The organism is Streptomyces sioyaensis, from assembly GCF_004122735.1.
Lineage (GTDB): Bacteria > Actinomycetota > Actinomycetes > Streptomycetales > Streptomycetaceae > Streptomyces > Streptomyces sioyaensis.
Genome location: NZ_SDIF01000057.1, coordinates 25,879 through 41,476, shown reverse-complemented (window position 1 = coordinate 41,476; position 15,598 = coordinate 25,879). Strand labels below are relative to the sequence as shown.

Sequence of the window (15,598 nt, the reverse complement as noted above, 5' to 3'; positions counted from 1 at the left end):
GGTGTGGGGAGGGGGCTGGGGTGCGGCGGGCTCGTGGTCGGCGAAGTCACGTTCTGCAGAGCCGAGTTCGGTGCAGTCGAGCTCCGTGGAGTCGAACTCCGTGGAGTCGTCCCAGACGCATTCCGTTACGTCGTACGGGGTGGTTTCGAGGTGGAGGCCGGCGGGGGTGCCGCCGGCTTCGGTGACGGCCGTCAGGAAGGCTCGGACCTCGGTGAGGAGTGAGCGGACCGACCGGACCTTCGCGCCGGTCGGTGACTTGACGGTGTTGCCGTGCATCGGGTCGCACAGCCACACGACGGGGTGGCCGGCGCGGTGCACGGCGGAGACCAGGGGCGGGAGTGCCGCGGCGGCCGTCCGGGCGCCCATGCGGGCGATGAGCGTCAGCCGGCCGGGCTCGCGCCCCGGGTCGAGGCGGGAGCACAGGGCGAGCAGTTCGTCCGGCCGGGTCGTCGGGCCGACCTTGCAGGCGACGGGGTTGGCCACGTGGGCCAGCATCATGGCGTGCGGGCCGTCCGGCTGCCGGGTCCGCTCGCCGATCCAGGGAAGGTGGGTGGAGGCCAACAGGGTCTGGCCGGTCGGGGTGCGGCGCAGCAGCGGCAGCTCGTAATCGAAGACGAGTGCCTCGTGGCTGGTCCACACCGGCGCGGCGGTGGACGGCGTCCCGGCGCTGGTGCGCTGCCGTAGGCAGGTGAGGGCGCGGGCCGCCGCGTGGTAGCAGTCCAGCATCCGCTGCGGGTCGGCCTGGCGCGCCGGTGGGGTGGGTTCGGGGGCGTTGACCAGGTGGCCGCGGTAGACCGGCAGGGTCAGGCCGGCGACGGTTTCGGTCGTGGCGCTGCGCGGTTTGGCGAACTGGCCGGCGATACGTCCGATGCGCACCACCGGCTTGCCGGTGCCGGCCTCCATCACCCCGGCGAGGGCGTCGAGCAGTCCCGCCTTGCGCCGGACCGCCGGCGGTGCGCACTCGGCCGGGTCCTCGGCACAGTCGCCCGCCTGGATCACCTGGTAGTGACCGGCCGCGGCCCCGGCGAGCAGGGTCCGCAGCAGCCGGACCTCCTCCCAGGTGACCAGGCCGGGCAGCCGGGCCAGTTCGGCGCCGACGGCCGCGGCCCGGACGGGATCGGGCCAGTCCGGCTGTTGTTCGGCCGAGCCGATGTCCCAGGGGCCGGGCTCGCCGCGTCCCACGAAGGCCCCTTCGGCGGGGAGGAGCGCGGGCTGTGCGGCGCCGGGTGAGAGGGGCACCCGGGTCATATGCGTCCTCCTTCAGTGCGGTGCGTACTCACGCGGTTCGTACTCGTGCGGTTCGTACTCGTGATGTGCGTACTCGTGATGTGCGTACTCGTGCGGTGCGTTCTGGCTCGCTTCATCGGACCGGTGACTCCCCGGACGGCAGGCGGCGGGCCAGTGTCAGGCCGTCCGCGATCGGCAGCATGACCAGCTCGACGCGCGGGTCGCGGCGGGCGTGCGCGTTGAACTCGCGGATGGCCGCGGCCTTTTCGCCGGGTTGTTCCGCGATCACCTCGCCGCTGAAGAGGGTGTTGTCGACGAGGAGCAGCGCGCCGGGGCGCAGCCGTGGCACCAGTTCCTCCCAGTAGCCGATGTAGCCGGGCTTGTCGGCGTCGATGAACGCCAGGTCCAGGTGCGGCTCGGCGGGCAGCGCGCGGAGGGTGTCCAGGGCGGGGCCGAGCCGTAGCTCGATGCGGTCGCCGACCCCGTCGCGGGCCCAGAAGTCTTGGGCGAGAGCGGTCCATTCGGCGGAGACGTCACAGGTGATCAGCGAGCCGTCGGCGGGCAGGCCGCGGGCCAGGCAGAGCGAGGAGTAGCCGGTGAAGGTCCCGACCTCGACGATGCGGCGGGCGCCCAGGAGGCGCACCAGAAAGGTCAGCAGGGCGCCCTCCTCGGGCGCGACCACCATGTGTGCCTGGTCGGGGATCGCGGCACCGGTGCGCTCGATCACCTCGGCCAGGAGCGGGTCGGGGGTCATCCTGCCCTGGTCGAGCAGATAGCCGTGCAGCTCGGGGGTGAGCGTCAGGTTCCTGGGGGTCAGCGTGTCGTTCCGCAGCATGGGTTCTCCCGGTGGGTAGCGGCTGGACGGCGGGCGCAGGTCTCAGGCGGGCAGGTCTCGGCCGGGGCGCCGCCATGCGCGGTAGGCGTGGCGTACGGCCTCGGTGTCCACGGGGGCCCGGTCGATGAAGGACCGGAGGTCGCCGGCGCAGTGCAGCTCGAAGCGGCGTCGCCGGGACGGCTGCCCGTGCTCCCGGACGAAGTACAGGACGGTCGAGCCCTCGGGGCCGCCCTCGTGGGGGTTGTGTCCGCCGCCCTCCCACAGCAGGCCGGCCTCGGAACGCCAGGCCGTGACGAGGCGCGCCAGCAGCGGCGGACTCGGCCGGTCCACCACGAACGCGGTGTGGTCCTCGAAGCCGTGCGCGGCTTCGGAGGCGGCGATCGACCGGTCGAACGTGCTGCTGTCGCGGGGGAAGAGGAACACCTCGACCGCCGGATGGCGCCGTCCGTCCGGCAATTCCAGCCGGAGCCGCGTGAGGTGGACGTCGCAGCGTGCCGGGTCGAGCCCGTGGCGTTCGCTCAGCCTGCGGCGCACCACCGTGCTGGGCACGGTGGGGAGTGGTGCCAGGCCACGCTGTTCCAGATGACGGAGCCCCGCGGTGAGGGTCAGCGGAAACAGCAGTACGGCGCAGTGGTCGAACACGCAGTTCTGCTCGGTCAGGGACGTGGCCTCGCCCTCCGCCACGGCCGGTTCGAGAAGCGACGACACCGCGGCCGTCGAAGCGCTGCGGGCGTCGTGGATCGCGTCGTCGAGCCGCCGCAGATCGGTGCCGGAGAATGCGCTGCCCACCGACAATTCGCTGTCCACGGACGGTAATTCACCGACGGAGCGCACTCTTTCATTTGTTGCGTGAGAAGCGCGGACTACGGACATCGATACCTCCTGTATCGGGGCCGTCGGAATTCTGTGGTGCTTTTCCGGCGCCCGGCAAGCCCCGAGGTGGCCGGGTGCGGCCACCTGGCGGGGTCCGCCCGGCTGGATTTCGGCTGGCATGGCGGTTGACCAGGGGAGACGTCGCGGGTTCGGCCTTCTCGATGACTTTCATCGGAGTTACCGAATGCTCCTGCCAAAACCTTTCGCGGCAGCACTTTCAACCGGAAGTCGGGGCGCCGCTATTGAGTTTCCTTATGGATTCCCGGCGTGGCGGTACGACCCTGGGGGACCGGCCGTGCAGTGGCGCCCGGCCGGGCCTTGTACGTGCGGTTGGCATCCATCGGCGCGACCGAACGACGGCGGAAAAATCAATCAACAGCGGCCGTCACCACCTATCTTCGGTCGCGCTTCACCGCCCAGGTGATCAAGGGGCAGGGATTTCGTTATAGCGGCCTGCCCGGTGCACCGGATCAGGAGTTCTTATCGGCTTTCCCCTGGACGTTCAGCTCGACGGCCGCCCAGAATCCGTCCGGCAAGGAAAGGCAAGGAAGGACTGTGGGTTCTGCCCGGAACGGAGGATTCTTCGTGAACGCTCTCCCCACGGAATCGACGCCGGATTCTTTGAGGTGCATTTCCACTTCCCTGGCCGTGGCCCCGGGCACGGACCCGACCCCGTCTCCGGCCCAAGCCCCGGTTGCGTCCCCGTCCGCGCCCCCGTTCACGTCCCCGTTCACGTTCACCGAAGCCCTTGAGCGTGCCGCGGCCCTCCGTGCGGATCCCGCCGTATGGGACGGCACCCGCCGGCGGACGTGGCACGACCTTCTGCTCCAGGCAGAACGGACCGCCGGCGCGCTGCTCCGGCGGGGGCTGCGGTCCGGTGACGTACTGGCGGCCCAGCTGCCGAACTCCTGGGAGCTGGTGGTGCTGCATGCGGCCACCGCCCGGCTCGGCGTGCTGCTGCTGCCGCTGCACTGCGCTTACGGTGCCCACGAGGTGCAGTCGCTGGTCACACAGGCCGGGGCGGTCGTGCTGGTGGCGCAGGGTTCCTACCGTGGCCGGGACCGCGTCGGGGAGATCCGCACTGTGCGCGATCGGTGCACGTCCCTGCGGCAGGTATGGGTCGTGGGCGGCGGGACTTCGGGGACGGGTGCGGGCGCCGATGCGGCACGCGCGGCGGGCGCCGAGCCGCTGCCGAGCGCCGGGGAGTTGCTGGACGAGGCGCCGGGACCGGCCGGGGAGCTGCCGGAGCCGCCGCGGGACCCGGGCGCACCCCTGATGCTGCTCGCCTCCTCCGGGACCACCTCCCAGCGCCCGAAACTGTGTGTGCACAGCCACGGTGGCCTGCTCGGCAACGCGGCCGCCGTCGCGGCGGACGGTGGGCTGGGCCCCGCGGACACGATCGTCTCCGCGAGCCCGCTCAGCCACGCCTTCGGGCTGCTCTCGGTCCACCTGGCCCTGGTCGTCGGCGGCCGGGTCGGGCTGTTCGACGGGTGGGAGGCGCGGCGGTTCCTCGACGCCCTGCGGGGCGCTTCGGCCACCACAGCCTTCCTGGTTCCGGCCCAACTGCGCGATGTGGTCGCCCTGTTGGCGGACGACACGGAGGCCGGCGGTCCGCCCGTCGTCCTGCGGGAGGTACGCACCGGCGGCGCTCCGGTGCCCCGCGAGCTGACCGAGGACGTGCGGCGGACACTGGGCGCGCGGCTCGTCGTCCAGTGGGGGATGACGGAGATCGGCGCGGGCACCTTCACCCGTCCCGGCGACCCGCCCGAGGCGGCGTCCACCATCGGACGGCCGGTGTCCGGCGGAAGGGTGCGGGTGGTGGGCCCCGAGGGCCACCGCGCCGGGCCGGGCGAGACCGGGGAACTCCAGTACCGCAGCCCCTATATGTTCCGCGGCTATCACGGCGCGCCGGAGCTGACCCGGGCCGCGCTCACCGCCGACGGCTGGCTGCGCACCGGCGACCTGGCCGCGCTCGCCCCGGACGGCTCGGTCAGCTACCGGGGCCGCGCCGACGCGCTCATCAACCGCGGCGGGCTGAAGTTCAGCGCCCTCGAAGTGGAGGAACTGCTGGACGATCTGCCGCAGTTGGCCCAGCACGCCGTCGTGGCGCGGCCCGATCCGCGCCTGGGCCAGCGCGCGTGTCTGCTGGCCGCGCTCCGCGACGGCGCCGGCCTGACGCTGGACGAGGTGACCGGGCATCTGTCCCGCAAGGGGCTGGCCACGTACAAGCTGCCCGAGGAGCTGGTGCTCGTGGACCGGCTGCCGACCACGGTCACCGGCAAGATCGCCCGCAGCCGGCTGAAGACGATCCCGCTGCCGCCCCTTGGCCCGCCGAGGCCGTTGGCGCCCGCGTCACGGCCCGGTCCCGCATCACAGCCCGTTCCCGCGCCCCGGCACGCGCCGGTACGCGAAGAGGCGGACCGGTACGCGAAGAAGCGGACCGGTGAACGATGAACGGTGAACCGCCCCTGTCAGCCACCCAGTTGCTGGCGCAGCACCGCCTGGAAGGCGAGGAGGTTCGGGTTCGCGGAGTTGCGGTCCAGCCAGGTCATGGTCACGGTCGTATGCAGTGTGGTGTCTCCGGCCTTCACGACGGCCACTTCGCCGCGGCTCGCCTGATCGCGCACCGCCACCAGCGGCAGCAGCGCGCAGCCCATCCCGGCCGCCACGCACGCGCCGAGGGTGCCGATGCTGGACACCTCCGCGACCGGCTCCTTCGCGGCCACCGCGCCGAAGGCGCTGTCGAACATCTCCCGGAAGCCGCATCCCCGCTCGGTGGCCAGGAAGGGTTCCCTGGCGAGCTCCTCCAGACCGGCCTCACCGCGCTCGGCGAGATGGTGCCCCGGCGGCACGATGACGGCCAGCGGCTCCTCGGCCAGCGTTTCGGCGCGCAGGCTCGCGTCGGCCGGCGGGGCGCCGAAGGTCAGGCACAGGTCCAAGTCGCCGCGGCGCACCGCCTTGTAGAGCTCACCGCGGTTGTCCTGCGCGACCCGCACCCGCGCGTGCGGATGCAGCGAGCGGTAGTGCGAGAGCACCTCCGGCAGCAGGTGCTGGCAGACGGTTTCCAGTGCGCCGACGGCGAGTTCCGCGCCGGGCCGGGCGACCGCCCAGCGCGCCTCCTCCAACAGCTTGAGAATCCTGTCCGTGTACTCCGACAGCGCCACGCCCTGCGGCGTCAGCCGCACCCGGCGCTGCGACCGGTCGAGCAGCTCGACACCCAGATCGCGTTCCAGCGCCTGAATTTGATCGCTGACGCTGGACTGTGCGTAGTGCAGCTCCTTGGCCGCTTGGGTGACGCTGAGTGTCCTGGCCACCGTTTCGAATGTCCGAAGATGCCGAAGCTCCACGACTTTGCCGCCCCCCTAGCTGACCCATCGGCTGGGCCGATCGTACCCATAGGGCATCCCCGTCGTCACCACCCGCAATTCCCCTTCTGGTTCCGGTTGAATGGATTGTGCCGCCCTCAACTGCGGGGGCAGCGAATGGAGAGATTCCGAAAGGGAGCAGAAATCCTATGACGACGCAGGCGGAAAGGGAGCGGGATTCCGTTGCCGCACCAAAGAGAACCGGTAAGCCCTCGCGCACCTTATTGATCGGGCTTTCCCTCGGTTACTTCATGGTGCTGCTCGACATGACGATCGTCTCGGTGGCGCTGCCCGCGATCGCCGGTGACCTGCACATCGGCCTGAGCGGGCTCCAGTGGGTCACCAACGGGTACACCATCACCTTCGCCGCCCTGCTGCTCACCGCGGGCTGGCTGTCCGACCGCTTCGGCGGCCGCCGGGTCTTCCTCTGGGGTCTGGTGGCGTTCGGGGTGCTGTCCGGCGTCTCGGCCGTCGCGACCACGCTCGGCATGCTGGTCGTCCTGCGGCTGGCCCTGGGCGTCGCGGGCGCGCTGCTGCTGCCGTCCTCACTGGCCCTGATCGTCCACTCGTACACCGACCCCGCCGAGCGCGCCCGCGCGGTGGGAGCCTGGGCGGCGATCACGGGTGCGGCGCTCGCCGCCGGTCCGCTGGTGGGCGGGGTGCTCACCGACACCGTCGGCTGGCGCGCCATCTTCCTGATCAACGTGCCGCTGGCGCTGGTCAGTCTGGTCATCACCGCACGGCTGGCCCCGGAGACCGCGCGCAAGCAGCGCAGCGGCCTGGACCTGACCGGGCAGCTCAGCGCCGTCGTCGCGCTGGCCGCGCTGGTGTACGCGCTGATCGAGGGCCCGGACAAGGGCTGGACGGGCGGCGGGGTGCTCGGCGGCTTCGCGCTGGCGGTGGTCGCGGCGGCGGTCTTCCTCGTCGCCGAACTGCGCTCCGGCGACGCGGCGATGCTGCCGCTGCGGATGTTCCGCAGCCGCAGCTTCTCGTCCGCGCTGGTGGCCGGCCTGCTCGCCAACTTCGGGCTGTCCGGGCTGCTGTTCGCGCTGTCGCTGTTCTTCCAGGAAGGCCGCGGATACTCGTCGTTCGCCGCGGGTCTCGCCTTCCTGCCGCTGACCCTGCCCACCGCCTTCAACCCGATCTACACCGGGCGGCTGGTCGGCCGGATCGGGCCGCGGCGCCCGGCGACGCTCGGCTTCGTCCTCATGGGTACCGGAGCGCTGATCCAGGCACCGTTCACCGGGAACTCCGCCGGAGCGCTCGTCGCCACCGTGGTGGGCCTGCTGGCCTTCGGATTCGGTGTCTCCTTCGCCCTGCCCGCCCTGGTCGCCGGGGTCGCCGGCTCCGTACCGGCCGAGCTGGCCGGCATCGGTGCCGGAGCGCTCAACTCCGCCCGCCAGGTGGGCGCCTCACTCGGGGTCGCCGTGCTCGGCGTGATCCTCAACCTGTCCTCGTCCCACGCGACCGGTACCCGCTGGGCGCTGGTCGTCGGCGGTCTGAGCCTGCTCGTGGGTGCGCTCATCGCCGGCTCGGGGCTGCGTGGCCGGTCTCCCGCCACGGCTCGCTGACCCCTTCCCGACGGCGCGGCCGCGTGCCGCCCTGCCCTTAGGAGGAGCATTGACCCTCACCTCACCGTCCGCCCGCCCGCAGGCCGGCCCGCCCGGCCCGCGTGTGGACGGGGTCGACCACTTGGCCTTCGTCACCTGGCAGCCGCGTGCGACCTGCGAGTTCTACACCCAGGTGCTGGGCATGCCGCTGGTGCACGCGATCACCGCGACCGGCTGGGTCACCGAGGACTATCCGGACTTCGTGCACTTCTTCTTCGACATGGGCAAGGGGAACCGGATCGCGTTCTTCTACTACTTCGGCCTGCAGGAGGAGGAGCCGCCGAGCGACCTCATGCACCGCTCCCGGCACGTCGCCTTCCATGTGGACACCGAGGAGGAGCTCCTGGCCTGGCGGGACCGGCTGAAGGCGCACGGGGTACGGGTCACCCCGCCGCTGCCGCACGAGCTGATCGAGTCGATCTACTTCGACGACCCCAACGGCATCCAGCTGGAGATCACCAGGCCGCTGCGGGCGATGTCGGGGGCCGACGCCCGGGACGCGGAGTTGACGCTCCGGGCGCTCGCCGACGTCGCCGCGTCGCCCCGTCCGTCCGCGCAGGCGCTGTGGCAGCGGAAGGCGGAGTTGGTGCGGAAGGCGGAGCCGGTACGGAAGGCCGCGCTGATACGGAACGACACGGAGGTGGCAGGGTCGTGACGCTCGCCCTGTATGTGCTCGCCGTGCCGGAGTTCGCCCCGGTGGTGCGGTCCGCCGAGGCCGCCGGGATGGACGTCCGCGCGGCCGGCGACTACCTGGAGCTGACCACCACGGCGCACGAGGTGGTGCTGCGCCGGGAGGTGACCGGGATGCGCACCGCGGTCTGGCACGCCGCGCTGACCGGCGGCCTCGTGGGCCGCATCGTCTCCTTCACCCCGGACACGCTGCACCTCGTGAGGGAGGACGCATGAGCGCAACCACAGCCGGCCCGGCTTCCCGCCGTCCCGTACTCGTCGTCGGCGCCGGTCCGGCCGGGCTGAGCGCCGCGCTGGCCCTGCGCGCGGCCGGCCTGCCCGCGGTGGTCCTGGAGAAGCGCACCCGGGACGCGGTCCGTCCGGGCAGCCGCGCCGCCTATCTGCACGGCACGTCGCTGCGCGCACTGGAGCGGCTCAGCCCCGGCCTCGGGCACGAGATCGCCGGCCGGGGTCTGATGTGGGCCACCAAGAGGTCGTACTGGGCGGGCGAGGAGATCTACGCCCGGACCTACCCGCCGGCCGGCCGCGACGGACTGCCGCCGTTCACCAGCCTTCCGCAGGTGCACACCGAGGACCTGATGGCCGCCGCCTGCCGGGAGGCCGGGGTGGAGTTCCACTGGGGAGTGGAGGTGCGGACCGCCGAGAGCACCCCGGAGGGGGTACGGCTCGTGGACTCCGCGGGCGGCGAGTGGGCGGCGGATTACGTGATCGCGGCGGACGGATCGCGGTCGGTGCTGCGGTCCGCCGCCGGCATCCCCCTGGAGGGACCACGCTCCCGCAACACCTTCGTAGTGGTGGACCTCGACGACGATCCCGCCCACCCGCTGCTCCTGGAACGGGTCTTCCACTACAAGCACCCGAGGGTCGGCGGCCGCAACGTCCTCCTCGTCCCGTTCGCGGGCGGCTGGCGGGTCGACCTCAACCTCCTTGTGCACGACGACCCGGACCGGTTCACCTCACCGGAGGGGCTGCGCCGCTGGATCCCCCGGGTGCTGCCCGCCTCGTACGGCGAGCGGGTGCGCTGGGTGTCGACCTACCGGTTCGCCCAGCAGGTGGCCGCCGAATTCACCGACGCCCACCACAGGGTGCTGCTCACCGGTGAGGCCTCGCACCTGTTCGCCCCCTTCGGCGCCCGCGGCATGAACTCCAGCATCCCGGACGCGATCAGGGCGGTGCGGGCCGCGCAGGCGGCGCTGTCGGCCGGTACGTCCGGGGCGGCCGAGGCCGAAATCGTCCGGTTCGCCGACGAGCGGAAGGAGGCCGCCACGTACAACCGCGCCTGCGCCGGCGCCGCCTTGGAGCACATGCTGGCCCACCGCCCGTCGGTCTGGCTGCGCCGCCGGGCCGCCGCGGCCGTGGCCAGCACCGGTCGCAAGGCGGGAGCCTGGCTGGACTCCGCGCCGTACGGCCCGAAACTGGCGGCACCGAGGGCGGCCCGGAGCTCGTACTGAGGGGGCTGACGGGGCTGGTGGGCCGACCGGGCCGAGGGGCCGACCGGGCCGATCGGGCTCACCTGCGACCCCGGCTGAGCCGGGCGTGGCGGTCGGCCGGCGCGGCGATCAAGGAGGCGACAGCGGTACGTCCTTGAGCATCGCGCGGGCCGCCGCGCGCGCCGCGTCGACGACGGGTTCGCGCACCGAGGGCGAGAAGGCCAGATAGACGGGCAGCGGCTCCGGTGCGGGGCCGAGGGCGCCGAGCGGCGCGGGGCGCAGCGAGGGGTGGTTGTGGTGGGCGTTGGCGGGCAGCGCCGTATATGCCAGTCCCGCCTGGATGGAGGCCCGGACCGCCAGCGGGTCCGAGCACCGCGGGACGGAGTGCCAGGCGACGTCGCGCTCGGCGAGCGTTTCGATGATCCGGTCGCTCAAAGCCGAGCGCTCACTGACCAGCGCCACCGGCAGCCGCTCCCCGGGAGCGGGCAGTGCCTGTCCGAACCAGGCCAGGCGCAGCCGCCCCAGGATCTCGCTGCGCGGAGTCTGTGTCCCCAGGAGAATCGCCGCCTCCAGTTCGCCCTGGGCGAGCTTGTCGGCGAGCACGGCGCTGAGGCCGGTCGCCATGGCGCAGCGGAGCCGTGGCCGCTCCACCGCGAGTTGGGCGAGCATGGTCCGCAGCCCGTCGGCGAAATGGACCGAGCAGCCCATGCTGAATAATTCCTGGCTGCTGAACGCCGATATCTTGCTGAGTACCTCATTGTTGAGCAGGATGACGCGGCGGGCGTGCGCCATTACCTCGCGACCTGCGGGGGTGAGCTGTAAGGGACGCTTGGTGCGCTGGAACAGCGGCGCCTGGACAATGGTCTCCAAGCGCTTGATCTGCTGACTCACGGTCGGCTGCGTCACGTGAAGTGCCTGCGCGGCGCGGGCAAATCCATTCTCGTCGACCACGGCAATGAAAGTGCGCAGGAGTTTCACTTCGATATCACGCTGCAAAATCAACACTGTCTCACACCTGGTCCCGGTAGTCGTGACTGTGGAAGGGGCTGCGGGTGTGGGGGGAATGGGAGCGTTGGGGGTGCGCGTGATTGTGCGGGGTGTCGACGGACCTCCGGCGAGGCACCCGGAAAGATCGACTCCGGATGCCGAAGCCTTCACTCCGGTCGGTTGAGCGGATCAATACTTACACGCATTTGCACGATCGGTCGGATACGGAAGGAAGGGTGACATGAACACACGGGCGTAATGCCCCTTTTGTTCGCCGGACTTGACCATTCCCATACCGACCCGGTGCTTCCGGCGGTCGCGCTCGCCGGCACTCGGGCCACTGCCGCCCTCCCGGCCGGGCGCGGGCCGGGCCATGCCGGGCGCGGGACGAGGCGGCGCGGGCCATGAGAGCCGAGTTGTCCACAGGGTCGCCAGCGACCCCCGCGAAGCTCGTAGGCTTTCGGAATGGCTCAGGCGGACGTGGAAGTGGTCGTGGACATGGATGTGGAAGGCGCTTCGGAGGCAAGCGAGGCGGTGCAGGTGCTGCGCCGTGTGTTCGGCTATGAGGCGTTCCGCGGCAGTCAGCAGGAGATCATCGAGCACGTCATAGGGGGCGGGGACGCGGTCGTCCTGATGCCGACCGGTGGCGGCAAATCGCTGTGCTACCAGATCCCCTCGCTGGTCAGGGGCGGTGTGGGAGTGGTGATCTCACCACTGATCGCCTTGATGCAGGACCAGGTCGACGCCCTGCGCGCGCTCGGCGTGCGGGCCGGGTTCCTCAACTCGACCCAGGATCTGGAGGAGCGCCGGCTCGTCGAGGCGGAGTTCCTGGCCGGGGAGCTGGACCTGCTGTATCTGGCGCCCGAGCGGCTGCGGGTCGAGCAGACGCTCAACCTCCTGGACCGGGGCAAGATCTCGCTCTTCGCCATCGACGAGGCACACTGCGTCGCCCAGTGGGGCCACGACTTCCGGCCGGACTATCTGGCGCTGTCGATGCTGCACGAGCGCTGGCCCGACGTCCCGCGGATCGCGCTGACCGCCACCGCGACCGAGGCCACCCACGCGGAGATCACCTCACGGCTGCAGATGGCGCAGGCCCGCCATTTCGTGGCGAGCTTCGACCGGCCGAACATCCAGTACCGGATCGCGGCGAAGAGCGAGCCCAAGAAGCAGCTGCTGGAGCTGCTGCGGAGCGAGCATGCGGGGGACGCGGGGATCGTCTACTGCCTGTCGCGGGCCTCGGTCGAGAAGACCGCACAGTTCCTGGTGGACAACGGCATCGCCGCGGTGCCGTATCACGCGGGGCTCGATGCCCGGACCCGTGCCGCGCACCAGTCCCGCTTCCTGCGCGAGGACGGGCTGGTCGTGGTCGCCACGATCGCGTTCGGGATGGGCATCGACAAGCCGGACGTGCGGTTCGTGGCGCATCTGGACCTGCCGAAGTCGGTGGAGGGCTACTACCAGGAGACCGGGCGCGCCGGGCGGGACGGAGCGCCGTCGACGGCCTGGCTGGCGTACGGGCTGCAGGACGTGGTGCAACAACGGAAGATGATCGACGGGTCCGAGGGGGACGAGGCGCACCGGCGGCGGCTGTCGGCCCATCTCGACTCGATGCTGGCGCTGTGCGAGACGGTGGAGTGCCGGCGGGTACGACTGCTGGCCTACTTCGGGCAGGAGAGCACCGCCTGCGGCAACTGCGATACGTGCCTGGCCCCGCCGCAGACCTGGGACGGCACGGTGTCCGCGCAGAAGCTGCTGTCCACGGTCGTCCGGCTGAAGCGGGAGCGCGGGCAGAAGTTCGGCGCGGGCCAGATCATCGACATTCTGCTGGGGAAGAAGACCGCCAAGGTCATTCAGTTCGACCACGACGGCCTGAGCGTCTTCGGCGTGGGCGACGACCTCAAGGAAGCCGAATGGCGGGGCGTCGTACGGCAGTTGCTGGCCCAGGGGCTGCTCGCCGTCGAGGGTGATTACGGCACGCTGGTGCTCACGGAGACGAGCGGCGAGGTGCTGGGCGGCCGGCGCGAGGTGCCGATGCGGCGGGAGCCGGAGAAGCCGGCGCGGGCGGCCAGGGCGAAGTCGAAGGGCAAGCGCGCGGCGCCGGCCGATCTGCCGGCGGAGGCGCAGCCGGCCTTCGAGGCGCTGCGCGGCTGGCGGGGCCGAACGGCCAAGGAGCAGGGCGTCCCCGCATACGTGATCTTCCACGACGCGACGCTGCGGGAGATCGCCACCCTCCGGCCCTCGACGACGGCCGAGCTGGGCACGGTCAACGGAGTCGGCGAGAACAAACTCGCCAAGTACGGCACGCAGATCCTGGACGTGCTGGCGGGACGGGATACCCAGGAGGGGACGGAGGGCGCACCCGCGGCCCCGGCCATGGCGTCCGGGACCGCCCGGCCCTCCGCAGCCGCCCCGGGCACCGCGTTCGACGACGGTCCCATGGCACCGGAGCCCGAGGACGAGGCACTCCCGGAGCCGCCCGACGACATCGACTGGTGAGGTCAACCAGCGGCGGTGACGCCCGCGTACCGCCGCCTCATCCGACGACCGCCCCCTGAGGCAGTCGCAGCAGGGTGCGGGCGCCGCCGTCGGGGGCGTTGGTGAAGCGGACGTCGATGCCCAGGACGGCGGACTGGCCGACGGCGATGGTCAGGCCCAGCCCGTGGCCCTTGCCGCGGCCGGGGGCGTCGGTGCTGAAGCGCTGCGGGCCGTGGTGCAGCAGGTCGGCCGGATAGCCGGGGCCGTGGTCGCGCACCTCGATGGTCGGCCGCCGGGCGGCCGCGGCGTCGACGGTGACGACGACCGGGGCCCGTCCGTGCCGGTGCGCGTTGGTGACGAGGTTGGTGAGGATGCGGTCGAGGCGGCGCCGGTCGGTCTCGACGACCGCGTCGGCGGTGATCCGTACCTCGGTGTCGAGGCCGGTGGCGGCGACGCAGCGCCGGACCAGCTCCCCGAGGTCGTGCGCGGCGAGATCGGCGCGCTCGGTGCCGGAGTCGAGCCGGGAGATCTCCAGCAGATCCTCGGTGAGACGGCGCAGCGCCCGCAGCCGGTCGTTGATCATCTCCTTGGGGCGGCCCTCCGGCAGCAGCTCGGCCGAGGCGAGGATGCCGGTCAGCGGCGTACGGAGCTCATGTGCGACATCGGCGGTGAAGCGCTGTTCGGCCTGGAGGCGGCTCTGCAGCGAGCCGGCCACCGAGTCCAGCGCCGCGGCCACCGCCGCCACCTCGTCCTGCCCCGCCGCGCCACCACCCGGCCCCTGCCCCGGCCCGTCGCCGACCCGGGCATCCAGATCTCCGGCGGTGATACGGCGGGCGACCGCCGCGGTGGTGGCCAGCCGGCGGCTGATGCGGTGCGCCAGGAACAGTCCGGCGAGGGCGACGGTCGCGGCGGCGAGCACGGCCGAGCCGAGGATGGCGGTGTCGAAGTGGTCCAGGGAGCGGTGGACGCTGCCGTACGGCCGCCAGGCGGCCATGACCTGGCCGTCGGCCGGCGCCGCGGCCCACATGACGGAGCGGCCGTGGTAGGTCCCGACCATGGTGCCGCGCTGACCGGAGCGCGCCAACCGGCGTAGGTCCGCGGGGAGTTCGGGCGGGTCGAGGAGGGAGTTGAGGCCCTCGCGGGAGGTGCCGTACTCGAACAGGTCCAGGGCGGTCTCCAGGTTCGCGCGGGCCTCCTTGCGGACCTGGCCGACGGTCTGACGGGCCACCGCATTGTGGACGAGGACGCCGAGGACCGCGGCGACCGCGCAGCTCACCGCCATCACGGTCAGCGCGATCTTCCAGCGGAGGGAGACCGCCGGCGGCCTCATGGGCTGCCGCCGACCGCCCGCGGGGTCTGCGGGGTGCGGGCGTCGTCGAGGGTGAGGTTCCACAGGTCCATCGCCCGGCCGTCCCAGACGTAGTCGGTGACGCTGACGTAGCGCGGGTCCTTGGTGGGCTCGCGGATGGCGAGATGACCCGCCGCCAGCTCGACCCCGGCCAGCACCCCGCGCAGCACGAGCACCCGGGTCACCACCGTGTTCTGGACGCTGTAGACCCGCAGTTCGCTGCTGCGGGGGCCGAGGTCGACGGCCATCAGCAGGTCCGGCTTCCCGTCGTCCGTGAGGTCGTGCAGCACGGGACGGCGTACGGCCCGCGGCGCGGGCGGGGTCCCGCCCTGCGCGGTGACGTCCGCATCGAGGACGGCGAGCGGGTTCGCGTCGGCCATGCTGCCGCCGGGGATCCGCGGGACGCCCGGTACGGGCACCAGCACCGCCGGATTCTCGTTCCGGCTCGGCGGGGCGGGCGAAGAGCCGGGCCACAGCACCAGCGGCGCGTCCACGTCCCTGGCACGCCCCTCGTCCTGCAGGCCCTCCAGGTTCGTACATCCGGTGAGGAGGACGAGTGCGGCGAGGGCGAGGGCGGCGAGCGAGGTCCGGACGGTGCCGGAGCGCGGGATCGGGGCGGTGCCGGAGCGCAAGGTAGGGGCGGTGCCGGAGCGCGGGGTCGCTGCCGTGCGTGGTCGCCGCCGTCGCATCTCCTCGCCACCGCCTTTGCCGTCTCGCCGCGTCGCCGCCCTGCCGCACAGGGCAGTTGCCCGGCC

13 protein-coding genes are annotated in these 15,598 nt (G+C 72.1%); 6 read left to right on the top strand and 7 right to left on the bottom strand.

Features of this window, described 5'->3' with window-relative positions:
• The 3 genes from EST54_RS20040 to EST54_RS20030 form a co-directional block, all read right to left on the bottom strand.
• Positions 1-1,248, bottom strand: a 1,248-nt coding sequence (locus EST54_RS20040) for a 3-deoxy-7-phosphoheptulonate synthase (RefSeq protein ID WP_244942568.1), incomplete at its 3' end; no start/stop codon positions are given.
• Between the two features lie 112 nt (positions 1,249-1,360).
• A complete protein-coding gene (locus EST54_RS20035) occupies positions 1,361-2,062 on the bottom strand; it encodes an O-methyltransferase (RefSeq protein ID WP_129249010.1) in 702 nt (233 codons plus the stop codon).
• Between the two features lie 42 nt (positions 2,063-2,104).
• Positions 2,105-2,869, bottom strand: a complete 765-nt coding sequence (locus tag EST54_RS20030; protein WP_129249009.1) for a hypothetical protein — start codon at positions 2,867-2,869, stop codon at positions 2,105-2,107.
• 714 nt (positions 2,870-3,583) lie between these two features.
• Here EST54_RS20030 and EST54_RS20025 point away from each other — a divergent pair.
• Entirely contained in the window at positions 3,584-5,389 is a 1,806-nt protein-coding gene (locus tag EST54_RS20025; protein ID WP_161989312.1) for a class I adenylate-forming enzyme family protein, read from the top strand.
• A 17-nt stretch (positions 5,390-5,406) separates the two neighbouring features.
• Here the strand turns inward: EST54_RS20025 and EST54_RS20020 are convergent, their stop codons facing one another.
• Positions 5,407-6,282, bottom strand: a complete 876-nt coding sequence (locus EST54_RS20020; RefSeq protein ID WP_129249007.1) for a LysR family transcriptional regulator — start codon at positions 6,280-6,282, stop codon at positions 5,407-5,409.
• A gap of 167 nt (positions 6,283-6,449) precedes the next feature.
• On the opposite strand from EST54_RS20020, the gene EST54_RS20015 reads away from it, so the two are divergent.
• Genes EST54_RS20015 through EST54_RS20000 form a run of 4 tightly spaced genes read left to right on the top strand, consistent with a single transcriptional unit; the run spans position 6,450 to position 10,051 of the window.
• The gene (locus EST54_RS20015) at positions 6,450-7,871 is read left to right on the top strand and encodes an MFS transporter (RefSeq protein ID WP_203525461.1); all 1,422 of its coding nucleotides are present in this window, start codon (positions 6,450-6,452) and stop codon (positions 7,869-7,871) included.
• Between the two features lie 49 nt (positions 7,872-7,920).
• On the top strand, positions 7,921-8,565 hold the full coding sequence (locus EST54_RS20010; protein ID WP_174857474.1) for a VOC family protein: 645 nt from the start codon (positions 7,921-7,923) through the stop codon (positions 8,563-8,565).
• Positions 8,562-8,816 (top strand): hypothetical protein, encoded by a 255-nt coding sequence (locus EST54_RS20005; RefSeq protein WP_129249005.1) that lies wholly within the window; start codon positions 8,562-8,564, stop codon positions 8,814-8,816. The genes EST54_RS20010 and EST54_RS20005 overlap by 4 nt, the downstream gene beginning before the upstream one ends.
• Positions 8,813-10,051: an FAD-dependent monooxygenase gene (locus EST54_RS20000; protein WP_129249004.1), complete on the top strand. Its 1,239-nt coding sequence runs from the start codon at positions 8,813-8,815 to the stop codon at positions 10,049-10,051. The genes EST54_RS20005 and EST54_RS20000 overlap by 4 nt, the downstream gene beginning before the upstream one ends.
• A 108-nt stretch (positions 10,052-10,159) precedes the next feature.
• On the opposite strand, the gene EST54_RS19995 is transcribed toward EST54_RS20000, so the two are convergent.
• Positions 10,160-11,008 carry a LysR family transcriptional regulator gene (locus EST54_RS19995; protein WP_275543276.1) on the bottom strand — a complete coding sequence of 283 codons (849 nt, stop codon included), beginning with the start codon at positions 11,006-11,008 and terminating at the stop codon, positions 10,160-10,162.
• A 474-nt stretch (positions 11,009-11,482) separates the two neighbouring features.
• On the opposite strand from EST54_RS19995, the gene recQ reads away from it, so the two are divergent.
• Complete coding sequence (gene recQ / locus EST54_RS19990; RefSeq protein WP_174857473.1) at positions 11,483-13,516, top strand: DNA helicase RecQ; 2,034 nt, start codon at positions 11,483-11,485, stop codon at positions 13,514-13,516.
• A gap of 37 nt (positions 13,517-13,553) precedes the next feature.
• On the opposite strand, the gene EST54_RS19985 is transcribed toward recQ, so the two are convergent.
• Together EST54_RS19985 and EST54_RS19980 are read right to left on the bottom strand one after the other, a co-directional pair.
• Entirely contained in the window at positions 13,554-14,825 is a 1,272-nt protein-coding gene (locus EST54_RS19985; RefSeq protein WP_129249002.1) for a sensor histidine kinase, read from the bottom strand.
• Positions 14,822-15,475, bottom strand: a complete 654-nt coding sequence (locus EST54_RS19980; RefSeq protein WP_239013224.1) for a hypothetical protein — start codon at positions 15,473-15,475, stop codon at positions 14,822-14,824. Before EST54_RS19980 ends, EST54_RS19985 begins: the two co-directional genes overlap by 4 nt.
• Between the last annotated feature and the right edge of the window lie 123 nt (positions 15,476-15,598).

Excerpts from the sequence above, each read along its gene's own strand:
- EST54_RS20000 (WP_129249004.1), top strand. The coding sequence starts at position 8,813 with ATGAGCGCAACCACAGCCGGCCCGGCTTCCCGCCGTCCCGTACTCGTC.
- EST54_RS19985 (WP_129249002.1), bottom strand. The coding sequence starts at position 14,825 with ATGAGGCCGCCGGCGGTCTCCCTCCGCTGGAAGATCGCGCTGACCGTG.
- recQ (WP_174857473.1), top strand. The coding sequence starts at position 11,483 with ATGGCTCAGGCGGACGTGGAAGTGGTCGTGGACATGGATGTGGAAGGC.
- EST54_RS20035 (WP_129249010.1), bottom strand. The coding sequence starts at position 2,062 with ATGCTGCGGAACGACACGCTGACCCCCAGGAACCTGACGCTCACCCCC.
- EST54_RS20015 (WP_203525461.1), top strand. The coding sequence starts at position 6,450 with ATGACGACGCAGGCGGAAAGGGAGCGGGATTCCGTTGCCGCACCAAAG.